The organism is Mycobacterium branderi, assembly GCF_010728725.1.
Lineage (GTDB): Bacteria > Actinomycetota > Actinomycetes > Mycobacteriales > Mycobacteriaceae > Mycobacterium > Mycobacterium branderi.
Window position 1 is genome coordinate 318,932 of sequence record NZ_AP022606.1, and the last position, 17,724, is coordinate 336,655.

Sequence of the window (17,724 nt, forward strand, 5' to 3'; positions counted from 1 at the left end):
CACGTACCCTGGGCCGATGAACGAGCAGCTTCATTCGCTCTCCCGCGAGTTGGCCGAAGTGGGCCGACTGGTCGACGACGACGACGTCGTCAGTGTCGTCGACCGGATGGTCAGGCGTGCGGTGCGCACAATTCCCGGCTGCGAGCACGCCACGGTCACCGTGGAGGTTGCGCCGGGCAAACTCGAGACAGTCGCCGGCGGCGAAATCGCCTCGCTGGCACACCATCCCGACGAGCCTCGCCCATGGGAAGGCCCGATCCTGGACGCGATCCGCTACCGCGAGCCGCGGCGGGTCGAGGACGCCGAGACCGAGCAACGCTGGGCGGGATTCGCCGAGCGGATGCGCAGCGCCGGTTTTCGCAGTTGCCTCGCGTTGCCGTTGCCTGCGTTTCGCCGGCCGTCGGTGGGATGCACGCTGTTCTCGCCTCGTCCCAACCAATTCACCCAGCACGTCATGGATTTGGTGATGCTCTTCGCGTTGCACGCCGGCGCCACCGTCGACAACGCCGCGCTCTATGACGACTCCCGCCGCCTGGTCGACCACCTGCATGCCGCGCTGGCCACCCGCGATCTGATCGGTCAGGCGAAGGGGCTGCTGATGCGTCACTACTCGTGCGACTCCGATGACGCGTTCGACCGGCTGCGGCAAGCCTCGCAACACCACAACGTCAAGCTGCGCCACCTGGCCGCCGAGCTGGTCGGGGCTCAAGAGCAGGGCCGGCTCGAGCCGCTGGTGAACCGGTGGTTCGCCACTGGCGAGGAGCCCAGCGTGGCGGCCACCGCGACCTGACCGCGCGCCGCCGTCGGCCACGTGCGAACGGCATGCAACAATGTCGCCCGTAAGGCGATGACGATGCAGGAAGCCGGTGCGAATCCGGCGCGGTCCCGCCACTGTCATCGGGGAGCGACCCTCACACGCCACGGCCCGCGGGTTGGAAGGCGAGGCGAGCAGCGATCCGAGAGCCAGGAGACTCGCGTCATCGCGTCCTGCGACCCGGGGCGGTGTACCCCGAGAGAGCTGACCGACGTCCGTGTCCCGCGTGTCATGGGCGGCCCTCGCCGCTGCCATTGCCTTGGCGCTGCTTCCGTGCGCCTGCGCTTCGCCTGCCGATACCAGCGGCCCACGCCGGAGCTGCATCACCGAATTCGACCCGGGCACCGATTACTTCCCGGATAAGTCGACGGTCACCGACGCCACCAACTTCACGCTCAGCTACCACCGCAGCTATCAGGTCCTGACCGTCAAGCAGCCCTACCCCAACGCCTCTCCCGAGTCGTACGTGCTCGTGCGCTGCGGCGCCCCGGCCCCGCAGCTGACCGGCGAGCTGGCCCACGCGCGGCAGATCACGGTGCCGGTCCCCAGCCTGTACGCGGCGTCGACCACCCACCTGGGCATGCTCGCCGAGCTCGACCAGACCGACGTGGTCAGCGGTGTCGCCGCCGCGCAGGTCGATGTCGAGGCCGTGGTCGCCGCGCGGCCCGGCGTGCTGGTGACCGCGGGCACCGACGACCCGGGCTACGCCAGACTGCGCGACGCCGGCATCGACGTGCTGGCCGACGCCGAATGGCTGGAGGCCACCCCGTTGGGCCGCGCCGAGTGGGTCAAGGTGTTCGCCGCGCTGACCGGCACCGAGAAGAAGGCGGGCAAACTGTACGGCAAGCTGCGCGACGACTACGGCACGATCGCCGAAAAGGCCTCCACCGCAAGGCCTGTCGAGGTGCTGTCCGGAACCATGCATCAGGGCACCTGGTCGATGCCCGGCGGCGGTGGCTACGCCGGGCAGCTCATCGCGGACGCCGGCGGCAGCTACCCGTGGGCCGGCGACTCCAGAACCGGCAGCCTGCAGTTGAACTTCGAATCGGTGTATGCCAAAGCCGGCCACGCGCCGCGTTGGCTGGTCACCAGCGACTGGAAAACTCTCGACGACGCGCTGGCGGCCGACATCCGGTACGGCCAGCTGACCGCGGTCCGCGAAGGCCAGGTGTGGTCGGCGAGCACCGACTACTGGGAGCGCGGTGTGGTCCGCCCGGATCTGGTGCTGGCCGATCTGGTGGCGATCCTGCATCCCGAACTCGACCCGGACCACCGGTTCGTGTTCTACCGGAAGCTGACATGAGCCGGGCCGCAGCGGTGTTGACCGCATTGGCCGGCGGGGTGGTCGTGCTGGGTCTGCTGGGACTAGCGCTCGGGCCGGTGCGGGTGCCGCTGGCCGACACCACCCGGATTCTCCTCGGCGCGGCGCCGTCCGATCCGCGCTGGCAGGTGATCGTCGCCGACATGCGGCTACCGCGAGCACTCACCGCGATCGCGGCCGGCGCCGGCCTCGGGGTCGCGGGGCTGCAGATGCAGACGCTGTTTCGCAACACGCTCGCCGACCCGTACGTGCTGGGCGTGAGTTCCGGCGCAAGCCTGGGCGTCGCGGTCGTGGTGATGGCCACCGGAACTGGTTTTTCCTGCGGTGGCCGGGCGGGCGTCGTCGTTGCCGCCGCGCTGGGGGCGGCGCTGGTGCTGGCTGTCGTTCTGCTGCTCGCGCGCCGGGTGCGTTCGGCGGCCAGCCTGCTGCTGATCGGGGTGATGGTCGGCGCGTTCGGCACCGCGATCGTCAGTGTCCTGCTGGCCTACGCCGATCCGCAGCGGGTCCAGCAGTACTTGCTTTGGGGGCTGGGCAGTTTCGCGGGCACCGGCTGGGCCGACCTGCGGCTGCTGTTGCCGCTCGTGGCAGTGGGGCTTGCGGCGTGCGCGCTGACGGTGCGTCCCTTGAACGCGCTGCTGCTCGGCGAGGGTTACGCCCGCACGATGGGCATCGACGTGCGACGGGTGCGGTTGATCACCGTGGCGTCGGGTTCGCTGCTGGCGGGGGCGACGACGGCGTTCTGCGGACCGATCGCGTTTCTGGGGCTGGCCGTACCGCACGTGACCCGGCTGGCGCTGGGCACCTCCGATCACCGACTCGTGCTGCCGGGTGTGGTGCTGACGGGCGCCGCGGTCGCGCTGGGATGCGGGATCGTCAGCCAGGTTCCGGGCCGCGACGCGGTGCTTCCGCTCAATGCGGTCACCGCGCTGATCGGGGCGCCGATCGTCGTCGCCGTGCTGCTGCGCAGCCGTCGCGGTGTGGGGATGGCGCCGTGATCGAATTGCGTGATCTGGCAATCGGTTACCGCAGCCGGGTGGTCGCGGCGGGCCTGCAGGGCCGGGCGAGCCGCGGCGAGCTCACCGTGCTGTTGGGCCCCAACGGCTGCGGCAAGTCCACGCTGATCCGTACCCTGTGCGGGCTGCAGCCGGCGCTCGACGGGCTGGTCCTGCTCGACGGCGACGACCTCGCCCGGGCGGGGTCCGGCGGGCTGGCCCGGCGGGTGGCGGTCGTGCTGACCGACCGGATCGAGCCCGGGCTGCTGTCGGCGCGGGAACTGGTTGGGCTGGGCCGCATTCCGCATCTGGGTGTCACCGGCCGGCTGACCCGGGCCGATCACGCCGTCGTCGACTGGGCGCTAACGGCGGTGGGCGCAGCGCATTTGGCCGAGCGGCCCGCCGCCGAACTCTCCGACGGCGAACGGCAGCGCGTGCTGACCGCTCGCGCGCTCGCCCAGCAACCGTCGGTACTGATCCTCGACGAGCCGACCGCCTTTCTCGACGTGCCGTCGCGCGCCGGCCTGGTCGAGGTGCTGCGTGCCCTGGCCCGCGACCACGGTCTGGCAGTCGTGATGTCCACGCACGACCTCGAATTGGCGCTGCGCGTCGCCGACCGGGTGTGGCTGCTGGGTCCTGACGGCACGCTGATCGACGCCATCCCGGAGGAACACCTGTTGTCCGGCCGCATCGACGAGCTGTTCGCGCTGCGGGACAACGGCGGACGGGCGGCGCGTGTCACCGCGCCGGATCCGTTGCGCAGCGCGCTGTACCGGATGCTCGCCCGGGAAGGTTGGGGCACAAGAGAACCCGCTGAGCTCGTCGTCACGGCAGCCGAGCCTGAGCGGATCACCGTACGCGCCGCCGGGTTTGCCGCGTCGACAACACTGAGCAGCCTGCCGGCGCTGCTTCGCGAGATTCCGCCGAGCACCCACCGGGCCGTACCGGAGTCGCAAACCACGGCGATGCTGACCGAATTGTCCACCGTCAGCCAGTATTTCGCGGTCGGCGTGGGGCCGGTCGATGGCGGTTGGCGGCCGCTGCAGCGGCTCTACACCGACACAGACTCGCTCGACGGGATCGTGCGCCGGGTGCAGGCGCGCATCGACGCCTCGGAGCACCGGGTCGCGGCCTCGACGCTGTTCCTAGGTTTCGCCGCTCGGCTGTGGTCGATCGGGCTCGGCGCGGTGGCCGGGTATGGGCTGCTGCCCGACCTTTTCCCCGGGCAGTTGCTGTTCCGGGAGACCGACGGGCAGATCCGGCTGCACCTCGAGCGCCCCGTCGCATGGCAGGGCGACGACCTCGAGCCGTTGCTGGCCGACACGGTCCTCGACGCGCACCTGGCCCCGCTGGCGGCGGCGTTGCGTCGGCTCGGCCCACTCTCGGACAAGGTGCTGCGCGGCAACTCGGCAGCGGCCCTGCTGGGCGCCGCGCGGGTCTTCGGCCGCGAGTCCGGCCGGCGCCTGGCTCACAGGTTGTGTTCTGACGAAAGACTCTCGGGCGCAATCTGTTTCGACGACGACGGCTACCGCCGTAACAGCTGCTGTCTGTACTACCGCACACCCGGTGGCGGGCTGTGCAGCGAATGCGTGCTCACGCGTGACAGAAAGGATGCGTCATGACCCAGACCGCCAGCCCGCCCGTCGTCGAGACCGAAGGCGGAGGGCGAGAACAGATCTGGCCGTTGCCCACCGACGAGCAGCGGCTCCTCGACCTGATCCACCTGTGCTTCGACGAGTACTGGGACGACATCTGGTTCGGTGTCCTGATCGAAGGTGCGGCCTGGGAGGTGGCGGCACCCTGCCCGCCCAAGCGCATCTCGATGTACGACGGGTACGCCACGGTCGACTTCGGCCGCTGGCACTTCCATCTGTGCATCGGCGAGCACACGGCGAGCGGGCCCGAGCTCGGCCGGATCCGGAAGTGTTCGCGGGCCGAGATGTATCGCCGGCTCGGCAGCGACGGATACCCCACGTCGTGGGGCGTGCGGCTCTACAACGGGCGCGACGAACAAATGATGACGCTGATGCTGCCGAATCCGTTTCTGACCAACGACCAGCAGATCCGCGACGAGCCCGCATGGGGCCAACTGGAGCTGTGGGACCGGCTGCGCGCCACCTACCTCGGGCTGGGCCCTGACCCGCTTGACCGCGCCGGCAAGGGATTTCGGCACGGATGACCGCACCCATCTGGATGGCCTCACCCCCGGAGGTGCATTCGACGCTGCTGCGCAGCGGCCCGGGCCCGGGCTCGTTGCTGGCAGCCGCGGGGGCATGGAACTCGCTGAGCACCGCGTACGCGGAGACGGCCGAGGAACTCACGGCGGTGTTGGACGCCGTGCGGGCCGGGGCGTGGGACGGCCCGACGGCCGAGGCCTATGTGGCCGCCCATGCGCCGTATCTGGCGTGGCTGATGCAGGCCAGCGCCGACAGCGCCGTCACGGCCGCGCAACACGAAACCGCGGCCGCGGCCTACACCAGCGCCCTGGCGACCATGCCGACGCTGGCCGAATTGGCCGCCAACCACGCCGCCCACGCGGTGCTGGTCGCGACGAATTTCTTTGGTATCAACACGATTCCGATCGCACTGAACGAAGCCGACTATGTGCGGATGTGGATTCAGGCCGCCACGGTGATGGCCACGTACCAGAGCGTCACCACCGCCGCGGTGAGCACCACGCCCGCCACCACCGCGGCGCCGGCAATCATGAAAACCGATGCGGCCGCGACGTCGTCCGACGCGCCGTCGGGCACCGACGACTTGTCTGCGATCGAGCAATTCCTGGACCAGATCGGATATACCGACTTCTACAACAACTTTCTGGAACCGCTGGCCAACCTGTTCTCGTCGCTGGCCTACCTTTATCCGGAGTTTCCCTGGCTCCCGGTGACCGGCAATCCGCTTTTTCACCTCAGCCCGACCAACATCGCGTGGTTTCTGGCCGTTCCGCTCGACCCGGGTTCGTATGCTGCGATTCTGGCCGGCAACTTCGCGACCAACGCGGCCGAGATCGCGGCGGCGTTGGCTACCGGAAACCCCGGAACTGTGCTCATCACACTGGGATTCGTCACTGTCGAGGCTATCGGCTTTACCGTGACCGACACCATCCAGTTGCTTCACTACCTGATCCAACAGACCGTCACACTGATCCCGGTCATTCTGCCGCTGGCCGCCGCCTCCGTGGTTCCGCTGGGCGCCGCTCCAGGTGCGGCGGGCGGCGTCGTGGGCTTGGCGGGGTTGGCTGGGTTGGCCGGTCTTTCTCCTCCCACCGTGGCGCCGGTTGCGCCGCCGCCTGTTGCGGCGCTCGCGCCGAGCATGCCTTCGGCCCCCGCTCCGGCTCCCGCCCCCGCACCAGCTCCGGCGTCGGCGCCCGCGGCTGCCCCCGCGCCACCTGCGCCCGGCGCCCCTCCGCCGACGCCGTCGCCGCCGACGCTGAACACGATGCACGCCTTCGGCTACATGGTTGGTGGCCTGAGCGCAGATGCCCGGCGAGCGGCCAGTACCCGTTCGCGCCAGAGGAAAGCGCCGGATCCCTACACCGCTGCGGCGCCGGTGGCCGCCGCCACGCCGGAGGAGGAGGCGCAGGCGCGTCGGCGACGGCGGGTGAAGGTCAGCCAGCTCGGCCGCGGCTACGAGTACATGGACCTCGAAGCGGACGAGCCGTTGGAGTCCGATCGGGGCGCGGGAAGCCTCGGCTTCGCCGGAACCGTCCGCAAGCAGACCGCCAGCGCGGCGGGATTGACCCGGCTGTCCGACGACTTCGGCGGAGGCCCGCGCATGCCGATGATGCCGGGCACGTGGGACCCCGAGGGTTGACGGTCAGCAGGCGCAGTTCTCGCCGCGCCAGGAGCGGACGCCCTGCCACACTGCGACGACGGCAACGGCCAGCCCGATCGCGGGGTCAAGCCACCAGCCGCCGGGCCACCACGCAGTCACCACCAGGCCGAGCATGACTGCGGCGGCCTGTGCTCCGCACAGGTAGTTCTGGGTGCCTTCGCCGGCGGTGGCCGCCGACCCCAACCGCACGGCCAGGATGTGCTTGGCCCGGCCGAGCGTCGGCATCAGGAGCAGGGCGAGCGCCGTCAAGGCAATCCCGATCACCGAGGTGTCGGCGTGGCGCTCGTCGAAAAGGTGGTGCAGGGATTCCGCGGCGATGTAGGGGGCGGTCAGCCAGAACGACAACGCGACGCCGCGCTGGGCGCGTCGTTCGGCGGTGTCGGACAGGGTGCGCCGGCCGCTGAACCGCCACACCACCATCGCACTCGCCAGCCCCTCCGGGGCGCTGCCCAGCGCCCAGCCGGTCAGCGCGATCGATCCGACCGCCAGGCCCTGCCATAACCCCACGACACCCTCGGCGAGCATCGCGACCAGGCTGACCCAGGCCAGCCGTCGCGCCCACCGGGCCCGTCGATGCCACGTCTCGTCGCGCGTGCAGCAGGTGTGGTCGACGAGACCGACGGGATCGTGGGAGTGAGAGACGGTCACCAGGCGATCGTAGAGGTCGTTACGCTGCTGAGCATGTCACGTACCGACAACGACACGTGGGACCTGGCAACAAGCGTCGGCGCCACCGCCACGATGGTGGCCGCGGGACGGGCCCGTGCCACCAGGGCCGGACTCATCGACGACCGGTTCGCCGAGCCGCTTGTTAGGGCGGTGGGCGTGGACTTCTTCACCCGGTGGGCCGCCGGCGAACTCGACGCCGCGGAGGTCGACATTCCCGGCCACGCGTGGGGCATGCAGCCGATGACCGACCTGCTGACCGTGCGCACCCGCTTTATCGACAGCTTTGTCGCCGACGCCGCGGCGGCCGGCGTCCGCCAGACGGTCATCTTGGCCTCGGGGCTGGATGCGCGCGGCTACCGGTTGTCGTGGCCCGCCGATATGACGGTCTACGAGATCGATCAGCCACAGGTCCTCGAATTCAAGGCCAGCACTGTGGCCGAGCTTGGCGCCGAGCCGACCACCGAGCTGCGCGCGGTCCCGATCGACCTGCGCCACGACTGGCCGGCCGCGCTGCGGGAGGCCGGGTTCGACGTGCGGCGGCCCGCCGCCTGGATCGCCGAGGGTCTGCTGGCGTTCCTGCCGCCGGAGGCTCAGGATCGCTTGCTGGACAACATCACCGCGCTCAGCGCCGAAGGCAGCCGGCTGGTCGCGGAGATTTTCCTGAATTCCCCGGAGTCCCTACAGGTGATGCATACCGCAGCGCAGAAATGGTACGAGCATGGTTTGGACGCCCGCATCGACGACCTGTGGTACGCCGGCGGGCGTCACGACGTGGCAACCTATCTGGACGAGCGAGGCTGGCGCACCACGCGCACGCTGGCCAGTCAGTTGTTGTCCGACAACGGTTTACCGATCCCGCCGCGCAGCGACGCCGAATCCGCCGAGAACTACTACTGCACCGCAGTTCGCTCGTGAATGCCAACGGCCCCAAGCCCCTCGACGGTTTCCGGGTGCTCGATTTCACCCAGAACGTGGCGGGCCCGCTCGCGGGGCAGGTGCTGGCCGACCTGGGCGCCGAGGTCATCAAGGTGGAGGCGCCGGGCGGAGAAGCCGCCCGGCAGATCACCTCCGTCCTGCCGGGACGCCCGCCGCTTGCGACGTACTTTCTGCCCAACAACCGCGGCAAGAAATCGGTCGCGGTTGACTTGACCACCGACGAAGGCAAGCAGCAGATACTGCGGTTGGCCGACACCGCCGACGTGGTCCTCGAAGGCTTCCGGCCGGGCGTGATGGAAAGGCTGGGGCTGGGCCCGAGCGAATTGCAGTCGCGCAACCCGCGATTGGTCTATGCGCGGTTGTCGGCGTTCGGCGGCAACGGTCCGCACGGTGACCGGCCGGGCGTCGACTTGATGGTGGCCGCCGAGGCCGGCATGACCACGGGCATGCGCACGCCCGACGGCAAGCCGCAGATCATCCCGTTCCAGCTGGTCGACAACGCCAGCGGACATGTGCTCGCCCAGGCAATCCTGGCCGCGCTGCTCAACCGTGAGCGCCACGGCGTGGCCGATGTCGTCACCGTCGCCATGTACGACGTCGCGGTGAGTCTTCAGGTCAACCAGTTGACTGTGCACCTGAACCGGACCGGCGGTGACCAGCCGCCGAAGCCCAAGGGGCGCAAGAGCGTTGGTTTCGCCACCCAACCGTCGGACGCGTTCCGGACGGCCGACGGCTACGTCGTCATCAGCGCATACATACCCAAGCACTGGGAGCTGCTGTGCCGAACGATCGACCGCCCTGATCTGCTCGATGACGAGCGGTTCGCCGACCAGCGTTCGCGGTCGATCAACTACTGCGAGCTGAGCGACGAACTCGAGTCGACGCTTTCTACGAAGACGTCGGCGGAGTGGGTGGAGTTGTTGCGCCGCAACGGCTTAATGGCATGCCTGCCGTACACCTGGAAGCAGGTCGTCGGCACCCCGCTGTTCGCGGAGAACGAACTGGCGCTTGAGATCGGCCGCGGCGACGACGCCGTCACGCTGATCCGCACTCCGGCCCGCTATTCGACGTTCACCGCCGCGGCGACCGATCCGCCACCGAAAGTGGGCGAACACAACGCCGAGTTCCTCACGGGCATCGATTAAATGAACAGCCGGTAGCCGGCCGGTGTCGTGGTGCTATGAACCGCTGCTCGATAAATATGAGCGCACATAGAATTGCGGTCGGCGAAAAATGGCCGCTGACGTGCTGTTATAGTTTCGCCACTGTGACTTTCAGCGACCGACCCAGACCACCAGGGTGGCAGTCTGCCGTGGCCGTCGTTGTCGCGATCTGCACCCTGGTTGGCGTTATCGGTTACGGGCTGGTGCAATTCGAGTTCGCGTCGTCCGCTCCGCCGTCATCGGTGTCACTGATTGCCGACGACGTCGAGCGCGCGGAGACGGACCACGATTCGTCGCCTGTCGCCCAAAAGGCGTTCGACGCCGTGGCGCTGCACCGCGCGCTACCACCGCGGCTGCGTTCGACGTCGCTGTGGCGGTGGACTGCGCTGTCGATCTCCTTGCAGGCAGCGTGGTCCCGGTTCGGCGTGACCCATCCAGGTGCGCCCCCGACTTTCCTTGCCGGGCAACAACTCTTGACTCACTTCTGCATCGCGCGCCGCTGATCGGTCGGCATTCGCCCGCTTGATCCGAATGCTCGTCTGCTTTGTGCAGCCACGAGCCGCTACCTCATGTCTTTTTCAAGGAGAAATCCATGGTCTTCGACTTTGGCTCATTACCGCCCGAAATCAACTCGGCGCGAATGTATTTAGGCTCCGGTTCGGGATCCATGCTGGCCGCCGCCGCAGCCTGGGACCAGCTGGCCGCTGAGTTGCACACTGCGGCCGCGGGCTACCGGTCGGTCGTCTTGCAACTCGCCGACGGGCCGTGGCTCGGGTCGGCGTCGGCGTCGATGGGGGCGGCTGTCGCGCCGTACGTCGAATGGATGCGCACGACCGCGAAGCTGGCCGAACAGGCCGGGGCTCAGGCCAGAGCCGCCGCGGGCGCTTACGAGTCGGCACGCGCGACGACGGTGCCACCGCTAGTGATCGCCGCCAACCGCGCGCTGCAGGCGTCGCTGGTGGCCACCAACGTCTTGGGGCAGAACACCCCTGCGATCGCGGCCACCGAATCCCACTACAGCGAGATGTGGGCCCAAGATGCCGCGACGATGTACGCCTATGCGGGCGCGTCCGCCGCGGCTTCCAAGGTGACGCCCTTCACGCCGCCTCCGCCTTCGACCAACCCGGCGGAAACACAGGCGGCCCTGTCGCGGTTGACGTCGGCCATCCCAATCACGTTGCAAGAGGCTGCATCTCCCTCGCGCGTGTGGGAGAACCTGGAGGAGATGTGGACGACGATCACGATGGATCCGCACTTCTGGTCCAGGACGGGTTCGACGATCACGTCGGTGATTTCGACCGGAAAGTCGCTGATGCCTGCGGCCAAGGCTGCCGAAACCGGCGCCAAGGCGTCCGGCTCACTGCTGGGCGGAGGGCTGGGCTCGCTGCTGAGCAGTAGTGCTGGCGCGGCGGGCTCGGCCGGCTGGGCAGGGGCGGCCGGACCGAGCGTCGCGGCGAGCCTTGGCCGGGCCGCGTCGATCGGGGCGCTGTCGGTGCCGCAGAGTTGGGCCGCGGTCGTGCCGGCGACGAATTCGGTTGCCGCGGCGTTGCCCACGGGCTCGGGCGGTTGGAACGCCGTGCCCGTCAGTGGCCCGGCGGGACCGGCCGGTGTGCCCGTCATGCCGATCACCGGAATGGCTGGCCACGGCGCCGGACGTCTGGCTGATGCTGCGCGGTTCCTGCCGCGCCCCAACATGCTTCCGCGCTGGCCGGCCGGCGGGTGAGTTTGGCCGGGCGACCTGTGGACAAAGTCGCGACTGTGGATAACCCAGGCCGGAACACTTCGGACGGGAGCTCGCGTCGGCGGCGGAGGGTAGGGTCGCTCGTATGTTCGATAATTCGCTGCCTGGTCTGGAGGCGCTCGAGTGTGCGGATGACGCGATGGTGGTGGCGGCGATCGCGGGGTGGGCGCGGGTGGAGGCCGCGGCGGCGGCGCGACGTCTGGCCGCGATCGGTGAGCTGGTCGAGCGGCGGGTGCACGGCGGGTCGCCCGAGGCTGGACGGTGGTCGTGTGACAACTGGGATGCGATGGCCGCTGAAGTCGCTGCCGCCCAGGGCCTTAGCCATGGCATGGCCTCGGGTCAGATGTATTTGGCGGTGGCCTTGCGTGACCGGTTGCCCCGAGTGGCGGCGTTGTTCGCCGACGGCATGATCGGCTATGGGCTGGTGCGCACGATTGCCTGGCATACCGATTTGATCAAGGACCCCGAGGCGCTGCGGCTCGTCGATAAGAGCCTGGCCGAGGACGCGGTGCGCTTTGGGCCGCTGTCGGCGAACAAGACGGTCCAGGCCATCGAGGCGATCGTCGACCAGTATGACCCGGGGGCGCTGCGCCGCACCCGTGCCAACGCGCGCAGCCGTGATGTGGTCATCGACTCGGCCGATCAGGAGTCGGGCACTGCGCCGATGTGGGGGCGGTTGTTCGCAGCAGATGCCGCGGTGTTGGATCGGCGGCTGATGCAGATGGCGCACGAGGTCTGCGATGACGATCCGCGCACCCTCGCGCAGCGCCGCGCCGATGCGTTGGGGGCGTTGGCTGCCGGTGTTGAGCGGTTGGCGTGCGGCTGCGGCAATGCTGATTGCCCGGCCGCTGGCGAGGGTGCCGAGCGGTCGGCCAACGTGGTAATCCACGTGGTGGCACAGGAATCGGCGGTGCAGGCGCAGGTCGATCCGCATCTGTCGGGGCAGCCCGCCCCTGCCCCGCTCGGGCCCGACGAACCACTGTCTGGGCCTCCTGAACCCGAGCCCGACGTGCCTGCGGTGAGGTTGCCGCCCGCCGTGCTCACCAGCGGCGCGGTGGTCCCCCCGGCGCTGCTGGCCGAGCTGATCCGAAATGGTGCCAAGCTTGAGCCGCTGTGGCACCCCGGCGACACCGCGCCGGAGTCGGGATATCGGCCCTCGGCGGCGCTACAGCGGTTTGTGCGCTGCCGGGACATGACGTGCCGATTCCCCAATTGTGATCGTCCGGCGGAATTTTGCGACCTCGACCACACCGTGCCCTACCCGCTCGGGCCGACGCATGCCTCCAACATCAAATGCCTATGCCGAAAACACCACTTGCTCAAGACTTTTTGGACTGCGTGGCATGACGAGCAATACCCGGATGGCACCGTGGTGTGGACTTCGCCGACCGGGCAGAAATACACCACTCGCCCGGGCAGCCGCCTGTTGTTCCCCAGCCTGTGCCTGCCCACCGGCCAATTGCCTTCTGCCCAATGCCGATGCAACCACCCGGCGAGCGCGGGGTGATGATGCCGTTACGCCGGCGAACACGCCAGCAAGACCGCGCCAAACGCATCGACGCCGAACGCGCACTCAACGCCGCCCACATCGCCGAACGCAACCAACCACCACCATTCTGACGGGATAGCCGATAACCGATGCGACGCAGTAGCTGCGGGCGCACAATCATCGTCAGCACGAACCCGCGCCGGAAGGGGCCAAGGCCATGTCACATTCCCGCGTCGTCACTAGGAGGATCGCTGCGGCGCTGGTGGCGGGTGGCCTCGCGGTGGTCGGTTTGGGGCTGGCAGGCACCGCAGGTGCGACCTGGGGCCCATTCACGTGGTGTCCAGGACAGTCGATGGATTCGCCGAGTGGACCCAATGTTCCCCGCGCCGTCGCCCAGAACTACGTCTGGGACATGAATGTGTGCCACACGTGGTACAGAGTCCCCGACGGGTGGGGCAATGTTCCTCGCATCGCCCTCAATGGGCAACAGACGCTACAGAGTTCGAATGTTTGGGACGGCGACAATCCACCGGGTGACAATCCCGGCAACGTGAATTGCGGCCTGATGTGGTGCCCCAACCCCGGGGGCCTCGATCCAGGCTTCCACGGATAGACGTCCGTCAGAACCTGTAACGCCTCAGCGCAGTAACGCCCGCGCCATCACCACGCGCTGAATCTGGTTGGTGCCCTCGTAGATCTGGGTGATCTTGGCGTCGCGCATGAAGCGTTCGACCGGGAAGTCGATCGTGTACCCGGCGCCGCCGAAGAGCTGTACGGCGTCGACGGTGACCTCCATCGCCACATCGGAGGCAAAGCATTTCGATGCCGCCGAGATGAACCCTAGGTTGGGCTCGCCGCGCTCAGCCCGGGCCGCCGCGGTGTAGACCATCAGCCGGGCCGCCTCCACCTTCATCGCCATGTCGGCGAGCATGAACTGCACGCCCTGGAATGTGCTGATCGACTCGCCGAATTGCTTGCGGCCCTTGGTGTATTCGATCGCCGCATCCAACGCACCCTGCGCGATGCCGACCGCCTGTGCGCCGATCGTCGGGCGGGTGTGGTCCAACGTCGCCAGCGCGGTCTTGAACCCGGTTCCGGGCTCGCCGATGATGCGGTCACCCGGAATGCGGCAGTTCTCGAAATACAGCTCGGTGGTCGGCGAGCCCTTGATGCCCAATTTCTTTTCCTTGGGCCCCACCGAGAACCCCTCGTCGTCCTTGTGCACCACGAACGCCGAAATCCCATTGGCGCCCTTGTCCGGATCGGTCACCGCCATCACCGTGTACCAGGTCGACTTGCCGCCGTTGGTGATCCAGCTCTTGGCGCCGTTGAGAATCCAGTCGTCACCGTCGGCGACGGCCCGCGTGCGCATCGACGCCGCATCACTGCCGGACTCCCGCTCCGAGAGCGCATACGACGCCATCGCCCCCTCGGTGGCCAGCGTCGGCAGCACCTGCTTTTTGAGCTCCTCCGACCCCCGCATGATCAGGCCCATGGTGCCCAGCTTGTTCACGGCCGGAATCAACGACGCGGACGCGTCGACGCGTGCCACTTCCTCGATCACGATGCAGGTCGCCACCGAGTCCGCACCCTGACCGCCATACTCCTCAGGCACATGCACCGCGTTGAATCCCGACGCGTTCAGCGCCGCCAACGCCTCCTCGGGAAAGCGCGGCGTCTCGTCTACCTCCGCGGCATACGGAGCGATCTCTTTTTCCGCCAGCGCCCGAATCGCCGCCCGCAGCTCCTCGTGCTCCTCGGGCAGCTTGAACAGATCAAACGACGGATTTCCACCCCACCCCGCCATCTCGGCCTCCTCCTATTACTCGCCGGTAACTTTACCGCGCAGCGCGTCGTCCTTGGCCAGCACCGACTCGGCCAGCTGATCCTGGAAGGCCACCACCCGGCTCCGCAGCGCCGAGTCGGATGCGCCCAGGATCCGCACCGCCAGCAGGCCGGCATTGCGGGCCCCGCCGATCGACACGGTGGCCACCGGCACCCCGGCCGGCATCTGCACGATCGACAGCAGCGAGTCCAGCCCGTCGAGCCGGGCCAACGGCACCGGAACCCCGATCACCGGCAGGGGCGTGGCCGAGGCGACCATGCCCGGCAGATGCGCGGCCCCACCGGCCCCGGCGATGATCACCTCGATGCCGCGGTCGGCCGCCCCCCGCGCGTAGTCGAGCATCCGGCCCGGCGTGCGGTGCGCCGAGACCACCCCGACCTCGAACGGAACGTCGAATTCGGCCAGCGCATGGGCGGCGTCCTGCATCACCGACCAGTCGCTGTCGCTGCCCATGATCACGCCGACTCTCGGTTCAGCCATGCGGGTCCCATCCGTCGGTCCACTGCCCATGCGACAACCAGTGTGCCGCCAGCGCGGCTCGCTCACGCAGCTTCGCCAGCTGCTCGCGGTCCTCGGCCCGGAAGTGCCCGAGGAAGTTGACGTGCCCGATCTTGCGGCCCGGCCGTTCGCCCTTGCCGTAGAGATGGACGCGAGCCTCGGGCATCCGCGCGAACAGGTGGTGCAGCCGCTCGTCGACTGTCATCGTCGGCGTCTGCGCGGCGCCCAGCACGTTGGCCATCACCGTCACCGGCACGGTGGCGTCCGTGTCGCCGAGCGGGTAGTCCAGCACCGCGCGCACGTGCTGCTCGAACTGGCTGGTGCGGGCGCCGTCCATGGTCCAGTGCCCGGAGTTGTGCGGCCGCATCGCCAGCTCGTTGACCACGAGGTCGCCGTCGACCGTTTCGAACAACTCGACCGCCAGCACGCCCACCACGCCCAGCTCCCCCGCCAATCGCAACGCCAGCTGCTGCGCCCCGGCGCCGACCTCGTCGCGCAGCTCCGGCGCGGGCGCGATCACCTGCACGCAGATCCCGTCGCGCTGCACGGTCTCGACGACCGGCCACGCCGCGCCCTGCCCGAACGGCGAGCGTGCCACCAGCGCGGACAACTCGCGGCGCAGGTTCACCTGCTCCTCGGCCATCACCGGCACCCCATCCGCCAGGAAGGCGGCCGCGATCTCGCGGGCGTGCTCGGGGTCGCGGGCCATGCGCACCCCGCGCCCGTCGTAACCGCCGCGCACGGCCTTCACGACGACGGGCCCGCCGACCCGCAACGCAAAGGCGTCCAGCTCGTCGACGGTCCGGATCTCGGCGTAGCGGGGCACCGGGATGCCGAGCGCATCCAACCTTCGCCGCATCACCAGCTTGTCCTGGGCATGCACCAGGGCTTCCGGGGGCGGCGCCACCGTGACGCCCTCGGCCACCAGCTTCTCCAGCAGCTCCGACGGCACGTGCTCGTGGTCGAACGTCAGCACGTTGGCCCCGGCCGCGACCCGGCGCAGGTCCTCGAGATCGGTATGCGAGCCGATCACCACGTCCGCACAGACCTGGGCGGCCGACTCGTCGGCGTTGGCGGCCAGCACCCGAAGGGTTTGGCCCAGCGCAATCGCGGCCTGGTGGGTCATCCGGGCGAGCTGGCCGCCGCCGACCATTGCGACCACCGGAGCAGCGGTGGGTGTACTCGTCACGCCAAATATGGTGTCATGGCCCGCCGACCGGGGTATTTAGCGGCGGTGACACCGATGCTTCGCGGAGGCAAGCGTCAATACGTACACTGCGACACTGTGTCCTTTGCCGATGCCACGATCGAGCGACTGCCCTCGCTGATCCGGCCTTATGCGGAACGCCACCACGAACTGATCAAGTTCGTCATCGTCGGCGCCACCACCTTCGTCATCGACTCGGCGATCTTCTACACGCTCAAGCTGACCATCCTGGAGCCCAAGCCGGTGACCGCCAAGGTCATCGCCGGCATCGTCGCGGTCATCGCGTCCTACATCCTGAACCGGGAATGGAGCTTCCGGCACCGCGGCGGTCGCGAGCGCCACCACGAGGCGCTGCTGTTCTTCGCGTTCAGCGGAGTCGGCGTGCTGCTGTCCATGGCGCCGCTGTGGTTCTCCAGCTACATCCTGCAGTTGCGGGTGCCGACGGTGTCGCTAACCGTGGAGAACATCGCCGACTTCATCTCGGCCTACATCATCGGCAACCTGCTGCAGATGGCGTTCCGGTTCTGGGCGTTCCGCCGCTGGGTGTTCCCCGACGAGTTCGGCCGCACTTCGGAGAAGGCGCTGGAGTCGGCGCTGACCGCGGGCGGAATCGCCGAAGCCATGGAGGACAACATCGAAGGCGGCGGCACCGTCACGCTGATGCGGGCGTGGCGGTCACGCCGGTCTCAGCTGGACGACTCCTCCGAGCCCAGGGTGTCGAAAACCTCGTGATACAGCAGCGCGTGGACTTGCTCCACGCGCGGAATATCGTTGAATTCCAACGGATCTTGTGACGCCGACTCGATGATCAGCGTCCCGGTCCGCAAGATCCGGTCGACGATGCGGTGCCGGAACTCGACGCTGTTGATCCGCGCCAGCGGGATGTCGATACCGCTGCGGGTCAGCAGTCCGTGCCGAAACATCACCCGCCGGTCGGTGATCACGAAATGCGTTGTGAGCCAGTCCAGGAAAGGCCACAGCGTCAGCCAGCCGACGACGACGAGCCAGACGGCCGAGATCACCGCGTAGACCACGTTTTTGGTGGTGGGATTCCAGTCGGTGGTGTTGACGACGGCCGACCCGAACGACGCCAGCCCGGTCGCCAGGACGAGCACGACGACGGCGCCAATCAGCCGCTTCCAGTGCGGATGGCGATGCAGCACAACCTGTTCGCCGCCGGCCAGCACATTGTCGGGATAGGGCACGGCTGC

At 68.6% G+C, this 17,724-nt stretch carries 19 protein-coding genes and 1 riboswitch; of the genes, 14 read left to right on the top strand and 5 right to left on the bottom strand.

Annotated elements, in window-relative coordinates; all coding sequences use genetic code 11:
- Positions 1 to 16: 16 nt before the first annotated feature.
- The 6 genes from G6N47_RS01835 (at position 17) to G6N47_RS01860 (ending at position 6,943) form a co-directional block, all read left to right on the top strand.
- Positions 17 to 790, top strand: a complete 774-nt coding sequence (locus G6N47_RS01835) for a GAF and ANTAR domain-containing protein (RefSeq protein WP_083129943.1) — start codon at positions 17 to 19, stop codon at positions 788 to 790.
- A gap of 26 nt (positions 791 to 816) precedes the next feature.
- Positions 817 to 994: riboswitch (cobalamin riboswitch) on the top strand.
- Positions 995 to 1,031: 37 nt separating this feature from the next.
- Complete coding sequence (locus G6N47_RS01840; protein ID WP_083129944.1) at positions 1,032 to 2,117, top strand: ABC transporter substrate-binding protein; 1,086 nt, start codon at positions 1,032 to 1,034, stop codon at positions 2,115 to 2,117.
- Positions 2,114 to 3,130 (top strand): FecCD family ABC transporter permease, encoded by a 1,017-nt coding sequence (locus G6N47_RS01845; protein WP_083129945.1) that lies wholly within the window; start codon positions 2,114 to 2,116, stop codon positions 3,128 to 3,130. The genes G6N47_RS01840 and G6N47_RS01845 overlap by 4 nt, the downstream gene beginning before the upstream one ends.
- On the top strand, positions 3,127 to 4,749 hold the full coding sequence (locus tag G6N47_RS01850) for an ATP-binding cassette domain-containing protein (RefSeq protein ID WP_083129946.1): 1,623 nt from the start codon (positions 3,127 to 3,129) through the stop codon (positions 4,747 to 4,749). Before G6N47_RS01845 ends, G6N47_RS01850 begins: the two co-directional genes overlap by 4 nt.
- Entirely contained in the window at positions 4,746 to 5,306 is a 561-nt protein-coding gene (locus G6N47_RS01855) for a DUF7676 family protein (RefSeq protein WP_083129947.1), read from the top strand. Before G6N47_RS01850 ends, G6N47_RS01855 begins: the two co-directional genes overlap by 4 nt.
- A complete protein-coding gene (locus G6N47_RS01860) occupies positions 5,303 to 6,943 on the top strand; it encodes a PPE family protein (protein ID WP_083129948.1) in 1,641 nt (546 codons plus the stop codon). Before G6N47_RS01855 ends, G6N47_RS01860 begins: the two co-directional genes overlap by 4 nt.
- Before the next feature lie 3 nt (positions 6,944 to 6,946).
- Here the strand turns inward: G6N47_RS01860 and G6N47_RS01865 are convergent, their stop codons facing one another.
- A complete protein-coding gene (locus G6N47_RS01865) occupies positions 6,947 to 7,513 on the bottom strand; it encodes a cation transporter (RefSeq protein ID WP_139799368.1) in 567 nt (188 codons plus the stop codon).
- A 132-nt stretch (positions 7,514 to 7,645) separates the two neighbouring features.
- Between G6N47_RS01865 and G6N47_RS01870 the strand changes: the two genes are divergently transcribed.
- From G6N47_RS01870 to G6N47_RS30135, 7 genes are all read left to right on the top strand, one after another.
- Positions 7,646 to 8,548 carry a class I SAM-dependent methyltransferase gene (locus G6N47_RS01870; RefSeq protein ID WP_083130476.1) on the top strand — a complete coding sequence of 301 codons (903 nt, stop codon included), beginning with the start codon at positions 7,646 to 7,648 and terminating at the stop codon, positions 8,546 to 8,548.
- Positions 8,545 to 9,714, top strand: a complete 1,170-nt coding sequence (locus G6N47_RS01875; protein ID WP_083129950.1) for a CoA transferase — start codon at positions 8,545 to 8,547, stop codon at positions 9,712 to 9,714. Before G6N47_RS01870 ends, G6N47_RS01875 begins: the two co-directional genes overlap by 4 nt.
- Positions 9,715 to 9,881: 167 nt before the next feature.
- Positions 9,882 to 10,235 carry a putative copper homeostasis (lipo)protein LpqS gene (gene lpqS / locus G6N47_RS01880; RefSeq protein WP_083129951.1) on the top strand — a complete coding sequence of 118 codons (354 nt, stop codon included), beginning with the start codon at positions 9,882 to 9,884 and terminating at the stop codon, positions 10,233 to 10,235.
- Between the two features lie 89 nt (positions 10,236 to 10,324).
- Positions 10,325 to 11,455, top strand: a complete 1,131-nt coding sequence (locus tag G6N47_RS01885; RefSeq protein ID WP_083130477.1) for a PPE family protein — start codon at positions 10,325 to 10,327, stop codon at positions 11,453 to 11,455.
- Positions 11,456 to 11,558: 103 nt separating this feature from the next.
- A complete protein-coding gene (locus G6N47_RS01890) occupies positions 11,559 to 12,980 on the top strand; it encodes an HNH endonuclease signature motif containing protein (protein WP_232080099.1) in 1,422 nt (473 codons plus the stop codon).
- The gene (locus G6N47_RS29495) at positions 12,947 to 13,093 is read left to right on the top strand and encodes a hypothetical protein (RefSeq protein WP_232080100.1); all 147 of its coding nucleotides are present in this window, start codon (positions 12,947 to 12,949) and stop codon (positions 13,091 to 13,093) included. The genes G6N47_RS01890 and G6N47_RS29495 overlap by 34 nt, the downstream gene beginning before the upstream one ends.
- Positions 13,094 to 13,179: 86 nt before the next feature.
- Positions 13,180 to 13,575: a hypothetical protein gene (locus tag G6N47_RS30135; protein ID WP_083129952.1), complete on the top strand. Its 396-nt coding sequence runs from the start codon at positions 13,180 to 13,182 to the stop codon at positions 13,573 to 13,575.
- 24 nt (positions 13,576 to 13,599) lie between these two features.
- Here G6N47_RS30135 and G6N47_RS01900 read toward each other — a convergent pair whose 3' ends face one another.
- From G6N47_RS01900 to G6N47_RS01910, 3 genes are read right to left on the bottom strand one after another with little or no spacing between them, the layout of a single operon-like run.
- A complete protein-coding gene (locus tag G6N47_RS01900) occupies positions 13,600 to 14,769 on the bottom strand; it encodes an acyl-CoA dehydrogenase (RefSeq protein ID WP_083129953.1) in 1,170 nt (389 codons plus the stop codon).
- Positions 14,770 to 14,784: 15 nt separating this feature from the next.
- On the bottom strand, positions 14,785 to 15,288 hold the full coding sequence (gene purE, locus G6N47_RS01905; protein ID WP_083129954.1) for a 5-(carboxyamino)imidazole ribonucleotide mutase: 504 nt from the start codon (positions 15,286 to 15,288) through the stop codon (positions 14,785 to 14,787).
- Positions 15,281 to 16,459: a 5-(carboxyamino)imidazole ribonucleotide synthase gene (locus tag G6N47_RS01910; RefSeq protein WP_163659764.1), complete on the bottom strand. Its 1,179-nt coding sequence runs from the start codon at positions 16,457 to 16,459 to the stop codon at positions 15,281 to 15,283. The genes purE and G6N47_RS01910 overlap by 8 nt, the downstream gene beginning before the upstream one ends.
- Before the next feature lie 132 nt (positions 16,460 to 16,591).
- On the opposite strand from G6N47_RS01910, the gene G6N47_RS01915 reads away from it, so the two are divergent.
- A complete protein-coding gene (locus G6N47_RS01915; RefSeq protein ID WP_083130478.1) occupies positions 16,592 to 17,245 on the top strand; it encodes a GtrA family protein in 654 nt (217 codons plus the stop codon).
- On the opposite strand, the gene G6N47_RS01920 is transcribed toward G6N47_RS01915, so the two are convergent.
- Positions 17,200 to 17,718: a PH domain-containing protein gene (locus G6N47_RS01920; RefSeq protein WP_083129956.1), complete on the bottom strand. Its 519-nt coding sequence runs from the start codon at positions 17,716 to 17,718 to the stop codon at positions 17,200 to 17,202. The genes G6N47_RS01915 and G6N47_RS01920 overlap by 46 nt on opposite strands.
- Between the last annotated feature and the right edge of the window lie 6 nt (positions 17,719 to 17,724).